This is a genomic window from Streptomyces sp. NPDC040432, from assembly GCF_055595445.1.
Genome location: NZ_JBVIVP010000025.1, coordinates 96,718 through 110,059 on the forward strand (window position 1 = coordinate 96,718; position 13,342 = coordinate 110,059).

General features: G+C 71.4%; 12 protein-coding genes and 1 pseudogene. 9 read left to right on the top strand and 4 right to left on the bottom strand.

The features are described 5' to 3' along the window. Positions 1-111 precede the first annotated feature (111 nt). Positions 112-1,125 carry an NADP-dependent oxidoreductase gene (locus ACZ58N_RS33090; RefSeq protein WP_471167511.1) on the bottom strand — a complete coding sequence of 338 codons (1,014 nt, stop codon included), beginning with the start codon at positions 1,123-1,125 and terminating at the stop codon, positions 112-114. Between the two features lie 101 nt (positions 1,126-1,226). On the opposite strand from ACZ58N_RS33090, the gene ACZ58N_RS33095 reads away from it, so the two are divergent. The 4 genes from ACZ58N_RS33095 to ACZ58N_RS33110 all read left to right on the top strand — a co-directional run bounded on the left by ACZ58N_RS33095 (position 1,227) and on the right by ACZ58N_RS33110 (position 4,989). After that, positions 1,227-2,111 carry a LysR family transcriptional regulator gene (locus tag ACZ58N_RS33095; protein ID WP_471167514.1) on the top strand — a complete coding sequence of 295 codons (885 nt, stop codon included), beginning with the start codon at positions 1,227-1,229 and terminating at the stop codon, positions 2,109-2,111. 260 nt (positions 2,112-2,371) lie between these two features. Next, the gene (locus ACZ58N_RS33100) at positions 2,372-2,503 is read left to right on the top strand and encodes a hypothetical protein (protein WP_471167517.1); all 132 of its coding nucleotides are present in this window, start codon (positions 2,372-2,374) and stop codon (positions 2,501-2,503) included. A gap of 111 nt (positions 2,504-2,614) precedes the next feature. Beyond that, positions 2,615-3,655, top strand: coding sequence for a 3-isopropylmalate dehydrogenase (locus ACZ58N_RS33105; protein ID WP_471167520.1), 1,041 nt, complete (start codon positions 2,615-2,617; stop codon positions 3,653-3,655). Positions 3,656-3,885: 230 nt separating this feature from the next. Then, entirely contained in the window at positions 3,886-4,989 is a 1,104-nt protein-coding gene (locus ACZ58N_RS33110) for a branched-chain amino acid aminotransferase (protein WP_471167523.1), read from the top strand. A 104-nt stretch (positions 4,990-5,093) separates the two neighbouring features. Here the strand turns inward: ACZ58N_RS33110 and ACZ58N_RS33115 are convergent, their stop codons facing one another. Beyond that, positions 5,094-5,252, bottom strand: a complete 159-nt coding sequence (locus ACZ58N_RS33115) for a hypothetical protein (RefSeq protein ID WP_389707558.1) — start codon at positions 5,250-5,252, stop codon at positions 5,094-5,096. Then, on the bottom strand, positions 5,228-6,679 hold the full coding sequence (locus ACZ58N_RS33120) for a cytosine permease (protein WP_471167526.1): 1,452 nt from the start codon (positions 6,677-6,679) through the stop codon (positions 5,228-5,230). The genes ACZ58N_RS33115 and ACZ58N_RS33120 overlap by 25 nt, the downstream gene beginning before the upstream one ends. Before the next feature lie 421 nt (positions 6,680-7,100). Here ACZ58N_RS33120 and ACZ58N_RS33125 point away from each other — a divergent pair, with 421 nt between their 5' ends. The 4 genes from ACZ58N_RS33125 (at position 7,101) to ACZ58N_RS33140 (ending at position 12,261) form a co-directional block, all read left to right on the top strand. Beyond that, positions 7,101-8,171: an agmatine deiminase family protein gene (locus ACZ58N_RS33125; RefSeq protein ID WP_471167529.1), complete on the top strand. Its 1,071-nt coding sequence runs from the start codon at positions 7,101-7,103 to the stop codon at positions 8,169-8,171. Between the two features lie 29 nt (positions 8,172-8,200). Beyond that, positions 8,201-8,833: a TetR/AcrR family transcriptional regulator gene (locus ACZ58N_RS33130; protein ID WP_471167532.1), complete on the top strand. Its 633-nt coding sequence runs from the start codon at positions 8,201-8,203 to the stop codon at positions 8,831-8,833. A gap of 320 nt (positions 8,834-9,153) precedes the next feature. After that, on the top strand, positions 9,154-10,794 hold the full coding sequence (gene cimA, locus ACZ58N_RS33135) for a citramalate synthase (protein ID WP_389707548.1): 1,641 nt from the start codon (positions 9,154-9,156) through the stop codon (positions 10,792-10,794). Positions 10,795-10,902: 108 nt separating this feature from the next. Further along, entirely contained in the window at positions 10,903-12,261 is a 1,359-nt protein-coding gene (locus ACZ58N_RS33140; protein WP_471167535.1) for a hypothetical protein, read from the top strand. Positions 12,262-12,292: 31 nt separating this feature from the next. On the opposite strand, the gene ACZ58N_RS33145 is transcribed toward ACZ58N_RS33140, so the two are convergent. Further along, positions 12,293-12,895 (bottom strand): YceI family protein, encoded by a 603-nt coding sequence (locus ACZ58N_RS33145; RefSeq protein WP_471167538.1) that lies wholly within the window; start codon positions 12,893-12,895, stop codon positions 12,293-12,295. Positions 12,896-13,179: 284 nt separating this feature from the next. Here ACZ58N_RS33145 and ACZ58N_RS33150 point away from each other — a divergent pair. Next, a pseudogene (locus ACZ58N_RS33150) lies at positions 13,180-13,342 on the top strand (methylmalonyl-CoA carboxyltransferase); the annotation flags it as partial.

Genomic DNA, 13,342 nt, shown 5'->3' on the forward strand with positions numbered 1-13,342 from the left:
CGCCTCCCACTCGGGTGCCCCTGCGGCACGTCGACGGCAAGAGTGGCGGCAGCCTCCGCAAAGGTCTACAACCGTGCGGTAAGAACTCGGTGAACATCCGGAAGGTAGCGGTCAGCCGTCGACGCGCACCAGCATCTTGCCCGTGTTCTCCCCGTGGAGCATCCCGAGGAAGGCCTCCACGGTCTGCTCGAACCCCTGGACAACCGTGGTGTCGGTGCCCACGCGGCCACTGCGGAGGTGGGGGACCAGAAGATCCTCCAGCTCCTCCTGGAGATTGGTGTGGTGACGTACCAATACGCCTTCCAGCCGCAGGGACTTGTGTACGACCTCGAAGAGGTTGCGGGGTGCGGCCGGTGCCCGGTCGGCGTTGTACGTCGAGATCGCGCCGACCCAGGCGATCCGCCCGAACTCGCGCAGCGCGTCGATCGCGCCCTCCAGGTGGCCCCCGCCGACGTTGTCCACGTAGACGTCGATCCCGTCCGGCGCGGCCTTCGCCAACTGCTCGCCGACGGGGCCGTCGTGGTAGTCGAACGCCGCGTCGAAGCCGAGGTGTTCCGTGAGCCGACGGACCTTCGCCGGCGAGCCGGCGCTGCCGATGATCCGGCGCGCGCCGAGCAGCCGGGCGATGTGGCCGGTGGCCGTGCCGACCCCGCCGGCGGCGGCGGACACGAAGAGGTCCTCGCCCTCGCGCAGGGCCGCCGTCCGGGTCAGGGCGGCGTACGCGGTCAGGCCGGTGCCGCCCAGGATCGACAGGTACGCCTCCAGCGGCACGCCCTCGTGGTCCGGCAGCTTGCGGGCGCCGTCGGCGCCGAGGGTGACCAGGGCGTGGGTGCGCCAGCCCTCGCGGTGGAAGACGAGGTCGCCCTCGGCGAGGCCCGGATCGCGGGAGGCGACGACCCGCCCCACGGAACGGCCCTCCAACGGGGTGCCCAACGCGAAGCCGCCCTCGCCGCCGTCCATCAGTCCCCGGTGGTACGGGTCCACGGACAGGAGCAGGTTCTCCACCAGGGCGGTGCCGGGCGCCGGGGCCGGGACGGGGTACGCGGCGTACGTGAAGTCGCCGGCGACGGGGAATCCGGAGGGGCGGGCGGTCTGGTGGACGGCGAGAGCGGTCTTCTTGGTCATGGCGTCGACGCTACGAAGGAATCCCCGGGCCGGGCAGGGGGTTGTGTTCATGGCAGCCGCCCCTCCATGAACACCGCTCATAGAACGAGGTGAGAGCCCCCGTGGCCGAGCTCCTCCCGCAGGAACTGCGGATCCTGGTCGCCGTCGCCGAGACGGGCGGCTTCACCGCCGCGGCCGCCCGGCTCGGGATCGGCCAGTCGGCCGTCTCGCACTCCGTGCGCGGCAGCGAGGGCAAGATCGGCGCGGTCCTCTTCGAGCGCGGCCGCGCCGGGGCCTCGCCCACCCCGGCGGGGGAGCGGGCCGTCGCGCTCGGGCGGCGGATCCTGCGGTTGTACGAGGTCCTCGGCGAGGAGGCGCGCGCCGCCGGCCGCGTCGCGGCCGACCGGGACGAACCGGCCGGGGTCCTGCGCGTCGCAGCGTTCCGCAGCGCCGCCCTGCACCTGCTGCCGCCCGCGCTGCAACGCCTGACGGCCCGGCATCCCGGCGTCCGGCCCGAGGTGCGGGTGGTCCGCGAACTCGGTGCCGGCACCGCGGGGGAGGTGGCCGCCGGCCGTGCCGACCTGGGCATCGCGACCCTGGGCTCCGGGGACTCCGTACCGCCCGGCCTGCTCACCGGCGTGCTCACGAACGAGGCGTACGCGCTGGTCCACCCGGCCGGTCACCCGGACCCCAGGGCGTTGCCGCTGCTGGACTGGGACGAGAACTGCGGCTCCTACACCCGTGACTGGTGGCGGGCCCAGGACTGGATCCCGTCGGCGACGGTCAAGGCCGAGGACGACGCGATGGTACTGACGATGGTCGGCAGGGGCCTGGGCATGGCGATCCTTCCGGAGCTCTCCCTGAGGGAGGCCACGGAGGCGGTGGAGATCGCCCCTCTGGGCCCCGGAGGGCCGGTGAGGCAGGTGGGATACGTCACCACGGCGGAATCGGCCTCGACTCTCGCTGTCAGGGCTCTGATCAGGGAACTCAGAGCTGAGAAGGCATAAAAACGGAAGTCTGATGAGGGTCGTTCCGCGGGTTCGGCGTCTCAGATACTAGGAAGTCCGAGTAATTGCGGAGACATACAGCCGGACCTGCCCTAGCTTTGTAGGAGCCGAACGTCTCGCCGATCCGGCGAATGGCGGTCGTGAGCGCGCGCCCCTGGCAGGCAACCCCTGCGGCGCACTGCTCCCCGCCTCTTCCGGCGCCTTGAAGGAACCCCTCATCCGTGGCCCCGCCACGCCGTGATCTCAAGGAGTCGATCACCATGACCCCCAGCACCGCCGCAGCCCGCCGCGTCCGCCACTCCTCCCCGGCCGACGCCGACCGCAAGAACGCCGCCGCAGCTCTCCAGCGCGCCCTGGACCGCCGCGACAACGGCGGCTCGACCGGCCACTGAGCTGCGCCTTCCCCCCTCGCACACCCCGGCCGGCAGGCATCTCGCGTCCACATGGGTCCACATCGTGGACGCGAGATGTCTGAGGGCTAAGACGCGGAGTACGGTTCCGTCATGTCGACCAGCATCAATCTCGCAGTGATCCCCGGTGACGGCATCGGTCGGGAAGTCGTGGCTCAGGGCCTCAAGGTCCTCACCGCGGTCCTGCCCGAGGACGTGAAGCTGGAGACCAAGGAATACGACCTCGGCGCCCAGCGCTGGCACCGCACCGGTGAAACCCTCCCGGAGTCGGAGCTCGAAGCCCTCAAGCACCACGACGCCATCCTCCTGGGCGCCATCGGCGACCCGTCGGTCCCGTCGGGCGTGCTGGAGCGCGGTCTGCTGCTGAAGCTCCGCTTCGCCTTCGACCACTTCATCAACCTGCGCCCGTCGAAGCTCTTCCCCAACACGGCCACCCCGCTCGCCGGCCGCCCGGAGATCGACTTCGTCGTGGTTCGTGAGGGCACCGAGGGCCCGTACACCGGAAACGGCGGCTCGCTGCGCACCGGTACGCCGGCGGAGGTCGCCACCGAGGTCAGCCTCAACACCGCCTACGGCGTCGAGCGCGTCGTCCGGGACGCCTACGAGCGGGCGAACGCCCGCCCCCGCAAGAAGTTGACGCTGGTCCACAAGAACAACGTCCTCGTGTACGCGGGACACCTGTGGAAGAACATCTTCGACAGGGTCGGCCAGGAGTACCCCGAGGTCACCACCGACTACCTGCACGTCGACGCCGCGACGATCTTCTTCGTCACCCAGCCCGAGCGCTTCGACGTCATCGTCACGGACAACCTCTTCGGCGACATCCTCACCGACCTGGCCGCGGCCGTGACCGGCGGCATCGGCCTGGCGGCCTCCGGAAACATCAACCCGACCGGCGCCTTCCCCTCCATGTTCGAGCCCGTCCACGGCTCGGCCCCGGACATCGCCGGCACCGGCAAGGCGGACCCGACCGCGACGATCCTCTCGGTCGCCCTGCTGCTGCGCCACCTCGGCTACGAGGCCCAAGCCGCCCGCATCGAGGACGCCGTCTCCGCCGACCTCGCCGAGCGCGACGGCACCTTCCGCTCCACCGACGCCATCGGCGACGCCCTCGCCGCACGCGTAGCCGGCTGACCCGGCAGCTCCATCCCAGGAAGCCGCCGGGTCGCTACCAACGGACCCGGCGGCTTTTCCTGTGCGGCCCCGGGTGCCACCATCTCCCCTGGGCCGCTCATGCCCCGTTTCACCGAAGCCTGGCCGCGGGCGATAATCGAACGCGAGGCCGCGGAATACGGGGAAGCTCGGACGTCCTAGTACGCCGTGAGCGCGGTCCGCCCTACCCAACCGGTGAAGGACAAGCACTCATGACGACGCCCACGATCGAGCTGAAGCCCTCCTCGAACCCTCTGTCCGACACGGAGCGGGAAGCGATCCTGGCCAGCCCCGGTTTCGGCCGCCACTTCACCGACCACATGGTGACGATCAAGTGGACCGAGGGACGCGGCTGGCACGACGCCGAGCTGGTCCCTTACGCGCCGCTGTCGATGGACCCGGCGAACATGACCCTGCACTACGCGCAGACGATCTTCGAGGGTCTCAAGGCGTACAAGCAGCCCGACGGCACCGTGGCCACCTTCCGCCCCGAGTCCAACGCCGATCGCTTCCGGGCCTCCGCCCGCCGCATGGCGATGCCGGAACTGCCGTCCGAGCTGTTCATCGCCGCGTGCGACGCCCTCATCGCGCAGGACCGCGCCTGGGTCCCCGATTCCGGTGAGGCCTCGCTCTACCTGCGGCCCTTCATGTTCGCCTCCGAGGTCGGCCTGGGCGTCCGCCCCGCCAACGAGTTCCTCTTCATGGTCATCGCCTCCCCGGCGGGCGCCTACTTCCCCGGCGGCGTGAAGCCGGTCTCCGTCTGGCTCTCCGAGGAGTACGTCCGCGCCGTCAAGGGCGGCACCGGCGCCGCGAAGACCGGTGGCAACTACGCGGCCTCCCTCGTCGCACAGGCCCAGGCGGCCTCGCACGGCTGCGACCAGGTCGTCTGGCTCGACGCGGTCGAGCACCGCTGGATCGAGGAGATGGGCGGCATGAACCTGTACTTCGTGTACACGGAGGAGGACGGCACCCGTCGGATCGTCACCCCCGAACTCACCGGTTCGCTCCTTCCCGGCATCACCCGTGACTCCCTCCTCACCATCGCCCGCGACCTCGGCTACACCGCCGAGGAGGGCCGGATCACCACCGAGGACTGGAAGCGCGACAACGAGAACGGCACCCTGACCGAGGTGTTCGCCTGCGGCACCGCCGCCGTGATCACCCCCGTCGGCTCGGTCAAGTCCGAGCGCGCCAACTGGACGCAGGGCAACGGCGAGCCCGGCGAGGTCACGATGGAACTCCGCAAGGCGCTCCTGGACCTGCAGACCGGCCGCGCCGCCGACGCGCACGGCTGGATGCACCCGCTCGGCCAGTAGGACGGGCGCGGCCGTCGCCCGCTCGCACGGAAGGCCCCCGACCGGACCGGTCGGGGGCCTTCCGTCATTGCGCTTCCGAGGCCCGGAGGCTCCGAGGGGCGCCGTCAGCGGGCCCGACGGCGCTCCGCCCGTCGGGCGCGGCGCGCGTCGGCGCGGGCGGAGCCGTCCGGGAGCAGCGCGACGACGGCGTCGCCGAAGAGGTACACCACCGCGCCGATTCCCTTGAGGGTCCGGATGATCACAGGGCCTGCGAGCTCGTCCATGTCTGTTCCGCGTTCTTTCCTTGCTCCTGCGCGACCGCGGCGGGCACGTCCGCCGACCGCGGGGTCAGCGCGGCGTAGACGAGTCCGCCGACGAGCCCCGAGAGGACGAAGCTGCAGTCCACGCCACCCGTGAGGGCCAGCAGGGGGCCCTCGTGGAACGGTGTGGAGACGGCCGCGAGGCCGGTTGCCGCTCCGAGTGCCCAGGACACCGTCGCGCGCGGGTTCCACCCCCCGCTGAACCAGTAGACGCCGCCGCGGGTCCGCTGGTTGAACACCTGGAGCGACTTCTCGTCGTACCTGCCGCCGCAGCGCGCGTACCCGATCAGCGTGATCACGGCCCACGGGGTGCCGAGCGCGGTGAGGACGAGGACGAACGAGGTCATCGCGGCCTGGGCGTTCCAGCCGAAGGAACCGATGAACACGAAGGCGGTGGCGACGGCGGCGGCGACCAGGGTGGTCGTGGTCCGGGTGGCCCTCGGGACGATCGCGTCGAGGTCCAGGCCCATCGAGTAGAGCATCAGGCCCGCGTTGCCGATCGAGCCGGCCGCGGCCGCGACGAGCAGCGGCACCAGGTACCAGAACGGTGCGGCGGCCACGAGCGGCCCGGCGTAGTCCGCTCCGGCGCGGGCGGCGAGCGCGGTGTAGGTGCCGAAGAGCTGCGGGATCAGCAGGCCGACGAGGAGGCCGACCGCGGTGGCCCACAGCACCTTGCGGGGGCTGTGCCGGCGCGGGGAGATGTAGCGGGTGTAGTCGCCGAGCAGCGTGATGAAGGCGACCGGGCCGCTGAGACCGGCGGCGACGGCGGCGAGCAGCCAGGTCGGCCAGAACGAGCCCAGCAGGTACGGGGTCCCCGGCGGTGCGGCGGTGGTGAAGTCCGGGGCGTACGCGAGGACGCCGACGGCCAGCAGCACCACCATGACGACGGACAGGATCTTGCTCATGCGCAACAGCAGTCGGTAGCCGAACACGGCCCCGACGACGGTACAGGCGGCCAGTACGCCGTACATGGCGGCGCGGGAGAAGCCCGTGTCGGGCAGGCCCGTGAGCCGGGAGAGGGCCCCGACCATCACGTCGCCGCCGATCCACAGGGTCAGCGCGGTGTACCCGAGCGAGAGCAGCAGCCCCACCACCGAGCCGACCAGCCGGCCGCGGACGCCGAACTGGGCGCCGCTGGAGGTGGACAGGTTGGTCGCGGTGCGCAGGGAGACCAGCGCGAGCGGGGCGGTGAACGCGATCCCGACCAGCGTGCCGGTCACCACGGCGGTGACCGAGGGCCACAGCCCCAGGCCGAAGGACGGCGGCAGCCAGCCGAAGACGATCACACCGAGGCAGAGATTGGAACCGAGCAGGATCGAGACGAGGTCGCGGGGACCACTCGTCCGTTCCTCCTCGGGGACGGTGTCGACTCCGCGCTGTTCGATGGGCATGGGGGACTCCCTTGGCAGGGCGGGGGGTGGTTGCGCTGATGTTTGAGCGACACTCAATGTGACTCAGGTGCTGGTACCGGGTCAATGGTTCCCAGCAAGGAAGTGAAGAGTTAGAGTGATGCTCTAACTCGTTGACTCAAGAGGTGGTGGATCGGCGTGCGGCGGACCCCTGGGGAGCGCGTTCGGTTCCGCGGGACCGGTCTCCGGGCGGCCGGCGGCGCGCCGTACGCCTGCCGCGGCACCCGCGGCATCGGACCCGTGGACATGCTCCTCGACTCCCGGGTGGGCGCGGTCGATGTCGACGCGCGCGGCGGACCCGTCCCCCTCGACGGCGAACCACCGCGCTTCCGAGCGGCCGAATCGGCCCCCTGAACCGCCCGCACTTCCTTTGAGCCCGGCACAGCCTGTGAGGACCCCCGCCATGACCCACCCGACCCAGCCGTCGCACCCGACCCAGCCGTCCAAGCCCGTCGACGCCGGATTCCGGATGCCCGCCGAGTGGACGCCGCACGAGCGCACCTGGATGGCCTGGCCCGGCCCCAACCCCACCTTCACCAACGAGCAGGAGCTCGCCGAGGCCCGCGAGGCCTGGGGCGCCGTCGCCCGCGCCGTCGGCGCGTACGAGCCCGTGACCCTCGTCGTCTCCCCGGGCGACGCCGAGAGCGCCCGCGCGATCGTCGGTGACGACGTCCAGCTCGTCGAGCGCGAGCTCGACGACGCCTGGATGCGTGACATCGGCCCCACCTTCGTCACCAACGACGCGGGCGAACTGGCCGCCGTCGACTGGACGTTCAACGGCTGGGGCGCCCAGGAGTGGGCCCGCTGGGACCACGACTCCAAGGTCGCCCGCCACGTGTCCGACCTCATCGGCACCCGCACCTACAGCACCCGCCTCGTCAACGAGGGCGGCGCCATCCACGTCGACGGCGAAGGCACCGTGCTCCTCACCGACACCGTGCAGCTCGGCGAGGGCCGCAACCCCGGCTGGACCCGCCGTCAGGTCGAGGACGAGATCCACGCCCACCTCGGCACCACGAAGGCGATCTGGCTCCCGTACGGCCTCGCCGGGGACTACGGCACCTACGGGACCCAGGGGCACGTCGACATCGTCGCCGCCTTCGCCCGCCCCGGCGTCGTCATGGTCCACACCCAGCCCGACCCGGCCCACCCGGACCACGAGCGCTGCAAGACCATCGCCGCCCTCCTGCGCTCCTCCACCGACGCGCGGGGCCGGCTGCTGGAGGTCGTGGAGGTGCCGGCGCCGACGGTGCTGGAGGAGGACGGCGAGTGGGTCGACTACTCGTACATCAACCACTACCTCTGCAACGGCGGCGTCGTCCTGTGCGCCTTCGACGACCCGCGCGACGAGGAGGCCGCCGAGATCTTCCGCGGTCTGTTCCCCGAGCGGACCGTGACGCTGGTCGACGCACGTACGATTTTCGCCGGGGGTGGCGGTATCCACTGCATCACCCAGCAACAGCCGAAGGTCTGACCTGCGGCGGACCTCACGAAGGAGTGCCCATGGCGGTGGGTGGAGTGCCGGTACGGGCGGCGCGCAAGAACGCGCCCCCGCGCGAGGACGTACTCGTCGCCGCCATGGCCACGATCGCCGAGCGCGGCCTGGAGGGCCTGACCATGGCCGGTCTGGGCCGCCAGGTCGGCATGAGCAGCGGACACCTCCTCTACTACTTCCGCAGCAAGGACGAACTCCTGCTGCAGACCCTGGAGTGGAGCGAGGCCGCCCTCGGCACCGAACGCAGGGCCCTGCTCTCCCGCCGCGACCCGGCCGGCGCCCGCCTGCGGGCCTACGTGGACCTCTACGTCCCCGACGGCCCGCGGGACCCGCACTGGACCCTGTGGCTGGAGGTCTGGAACCGGTCCCAGAACGCCGGCCCCCAGGAACGCGACCGGCAGGCCGCCATCGAGGGCGCCTGGCACCGTGACCTGGTCGCCCTCCTCGCCGAGGGCGTCTCGCGCGGGGAGTTCCGCCCGGTGGACCCCGACCGGTACGCCGCCCGGATCCGGGCCCTCCTCGACGGGTTCAGCATCCAGGTCGCCGTCGGCCTGCCCGGGATAGGCCGGGACGACATCCTGCAACACGTACGGGAGTTCCTCACCGAGACGCTCGACGTCCCCGTGCCCGTCGCCGAATGACCCCGGGGCCCTCCCGTGCGGGGCTGCCCGCATCGTGAGATCGCCGTCCACGTACGGCGAGCCGTATGGCACACTGCGGACGTGCCTGCTCAGCTCATGATTATGGACAGCAGCGCGCCGGTCCTCTGTGACCGCTGAACCGTGGACGACCTTCGCGGCAGCGGCCACCGTGCCTCAGACCCGCGCGCAGACCTCTCGCACCCGCGAGGGGTCTTTTCGTTTCCCGGCCCGAAATCATGCCGGGACCGGGCGGCGCGCGATGATGGGGGCAGTGGATCCCGGGTCTCCGGAACCACTCATCCGACAGGAGTCAGATCAGCATGACGACGACAGAGGCGACGGAGTCGACCGAGCCGACGGAGCCGCGCACCGGTCCCGACGACAGCTTCCACGTCTTCGACACCACGCTGCGCGACGGCGCCCAGCGTGAGGGCATCAACCTCACGGTCGCGGACAAGCTGACGATCGCCCGGCACCTCGACGACTTCGGCGTCGGCTTCATCGAGGGCGGCTGGCCCGGCGCCAACCCCCGCGACACGGAGTTCTTCGCCCGCGCCCGCGCCGAGATCGACTTCAAGCACGCCAAGCTGGTCGCCTTCGGCGCCACCCGTCGCGCCGGCGGCTCCGCCGCGCAGGACCCGCAGGTCCGCGCCCTCCTCGAATCCGGCGCGCCGGTCATCACCCTGGTGGCCAAGTCCCACGACCGGCACGTCGAGCTCGCGCTGCGCACCACCCTCGACGAGAACCTGGAGATGGTCCGGGACACCGTCTCCCACCTCGTGGAGCAGGGCCGCCGCGTCTTCGTCGACTGCGAGCACTTCTTCGACGGCTACCGCGCGAACCCCGAATACGCGAAGGCCGTCGTCCGCGCCTCCTACGAGGCCGGGGCCGACGTCGTCATCCTCTGCGACACCAACGGCGGCATGCTGCCCGCGCAGATCTCGGCGACCGTGGCGACCGTCCGCGCCGACACCGGCGCCCGGCTCGGCATCCACGCCCAGGACGACACCGGCTGCGCCGTCGCCAACACCCTGGCCGCCGTCGACGCGGGCGCCACCCACGTCCAGTGCACCGCGAACGGCTACGGCGAGCGCGTCGGCAACGCCAACCTGTTCCCGGTGGTGGCCGCGCTGGAGATCAAGTACGGGCGCACCGTCCTCCCGGAGGGCGCGCTCGCCGAGATGACCCGGATCTCGCACGCCATCGCCGAGGTCGTCAACCTCACGCCTTCCACGCACCAGCCCTACGTCGGCGTCTCGGCCTTCGCGCACAAGGCCGGCCTGCACGCCTCGGCCATCAAGGTCGACCCCGACCTCTACCAGCACATCGACCCGGAGCGGGTCGGCAACACCATGCGGATGCTCGTCTCCGACATGGCCGGCCGGGCCTCCATCGAGCTCAAGGGCAAGGAGCTCGGCGTCGACCTGGGCGGCGACCGCGCGCTGATCGCCCGGGTCGTCGAGCGGGTCAAGGAGCGCGAGCTCCAGGGCTACACGTACGAGGCCGCCGACGCCTCCTTCGAGCTGCTGCTGCGGGCCGAGGTCGAGGGCCGGGCCCGCAAGTACTTCCGCATCGAGTCCTGGCGCGCGATCGTCGAGGACCGCCCGGACGGCACCCACGCCAACGAGGCCACGGTCAAGCTGTGGGCCAAGGGCGAGCGGATCGTCGCGACGGCCGAGGGCAACGGCCCGGTCAACGCCCTGGACCGGGCGCTGCGGGTGGCACTGGAGCGGTTCTACCCGCAGCTGGCCAAGTTCGAGCTGGTCGACTACAAGGTCCGCATCCTGGAGGGCACGCACGGCACGGAGTCCACGACCCGCGTCCTGATCGCCACCACGGACGGGGTCCGCGAGTGGTCGACCGTGGGCGTCGCCCCGAACGTGATCGCCGCGTCCTGGCAGGCCCTGGAGGACGCCTACACCTTCGGGCTCCTCCACGCGGGCGTGGAGCCGGCGGAGTAGACCGGGCCCACCGCTCCTCGTCGGACATGAGGTCACCTCGCCGGAAGGGCGAGGTGGCCTTATGTCCCGTTAACACGGGAAACAACCCGTTCGGGTAGCGTCATACGCATGAGGACCAGGCTGATTTCCGTACGATTCGGACCGCTGCTGGCCGGTCTGCTGCTGGCCCTGTCGACGACCGCGCTCGTGGCCGCCCCGCAGGCATCGGCCGCCACCGGGGTCGCCGCGGTGGGGGAGGCCCTCAAGAAGGGCCCGGTCTACGTCGACCCCGGCGCCCGGGACCAGCTGTCCGCCGCGCAGGCCGACGCGCTGGCGGAGAAGATCAAGGACTCCGGCAAGCCCGTGTTCGTCGCCGTGCTGCCGGCCGGCGCCCAGTTCCCGCAGGACAAGGTGCTCGCCGCCGTCCGTACCGAGACCGGCATCACCGGCCTGTACGCGATCCGCCTCGGCGACGGCTTCAACGCCGGAGCCGACCCGGCCGTCATGCCGAGGAACGCGGTGGCGAACCTCGCCGCGGCGGCCAGGACGGGCACCCCGGTGGACGCGGCCACCCAGCTCGACGACTTCGTCGACCAGGCCCTGAGCCAGGCCAAGGGCTCCGCCCCCGCGTCCTGGGGCACCACCGGCGCGTCCGACGGAGCCCCGGTCGGCGGCCTGATCGCGCTCGGCGCGGTCGCCGTCGCGGGCGGCGGTGGCGCGTACCTGCTGGTGAAGCGGAACCGGAAGAAGAAGGAGGAGGCCCGGCGCGAGGCCATCGACCGGCTCGCCGTCGTCGTGGACGAGGACATCACGGCCTTCGGCGAGGAGCTGGAGCGCCTCGACTTCCACCCGGGCGAGCCGGGTGCCGACGACGCCATGCGGCGCGACTACGAACAGGGCCTCGACTCCTACGAGAAGGCCAAGCAGATCATGGCCTCGGTCCGACGTCCCGAAGAGGTGCAGGGCGTGACCCAGGCCCTGGAGGACGGCCGGTACGCCTTGGCGTCCCTCGACGCGCGCCGTCAGGGCCGGCCGGTGCCCGAGCGCCGCTCGCCCTGCTTCTTCGACCCGCGGCACGGACCGAGCACCGAGGACGCCACCTGGGCGCCGCCCGCCGGGGCGGCCCGTACCGTCCCGGTCTGCGCGGCGGACGCGGTGCGGCTGCGCGACGGCCTGGACCCGGCGGTGCGTACGGTCGACACAGATCGGGGACCGCGCCCGTACTACGACGCGGGCCCGGCCTACGGTCCCTGGGCCGGCGGGTACTTCGGCGGCGGCATCCTGCCCGGTCTGCTGATGGGCACGATGCTCGGATCGATGATGTCCAGCCCCGCCTACGCGTCGGACTTCGGCGGCGCGGGGAGCGGGTTCGAGGGCGGGGACGTCTCCGGGGCCGACTTCAACCCGTCCGACTTCGGCGGCGGGGACTTCGGCGGCGGTGGCGGGTTCGACGGGGGTGGCGGGTTCGACGGCGGGGGCGGCTGGTAGCCGCCCCCGGGCCGGCGTCACGAGCGGGCGGTCAGGCCTGCTTGATCGCCGAGATGTCGAAGGTCAGCTTCACCTTGTCGCTGACCATGACGCCGCCGGCCTCCAGCGCGGCGTTCCAGGTCAGGCCCCAGTCGGAGCGCAGGATCTCGGTGCCGCCCTCGAAGCCGACGCGCTCGTTGCCGTAGACGTCGGTGGCCGAGCCGGTGAACTCCAGGTCGATGGAGAGCGGGCGGGTGACGTCCTTGATGGTCAGCTCGCCGTTGATCCGGTAGGCGTCCCCGCCGAGGGTCTGCGCCGAGGTCGAGTGGAAGCTCATCACGGGGAAGGCCTCGGCGTCGAAGAAGTCGCCGCTCCGCAGGTGGGCGTCGCGGTCGGCGATGCCGGTGCCGATCGAGGCGATCTTCACGTCGATGACCGCGGTGGAGCGGGACGGGTCGCTCCCGTCGAGGTGCAGGGTGCCCTCGTGCTCGGTGAAGCCGCCGCGGACGTTGGTGACCATCGCGTGCCGGACGGTGAAGCCGATGCTGCTGTGCGCGGCGTCGATCACGTAGTCGCCGGTCAGGGCGGCGAGCGCCGGGTCCACTTCGAGGGTGGCGACGGCGGTGGGGGCGGTGCGGCGGGTGAAGAGACCCATGACTTCCTCCTCGGAAGATCCTGCTGGTGGCGTGTTCGACGGGTTCGACTGCCCGAACTTCGTTGAACTTTCAACGAGACAGACGCTAGACCCATTCCGTTCAAATTTCAACTTTCCTGGAGTGTGCTGCGCGGTTTTGTCGAACCTCCACAAAGGGCCAAGGTCCCGACTGGGGGAGTCCATGCATCCCCCGCCGGTTCTGTTCGGGCCGGACAGCGGATCGGGTCCGAGACTGTGTGGAACCAACGGAGGGTTTTCGCCGTCGCACTTCGTAAGGTCGGTACATGACCGTTGTGGACCAGACTTCGAGCGAGCCGACCGACGCCCGTGGACGCGTGGCCGAGCTGCACTCCCTGCGTGAGGAGGCGCGGCGCGGGCCGAGCGATCGGGCGACGGAGGCGCAGCACGCCAAGGGCAAGCTGACGGCCCGGGAGCGGATCGCGCTCC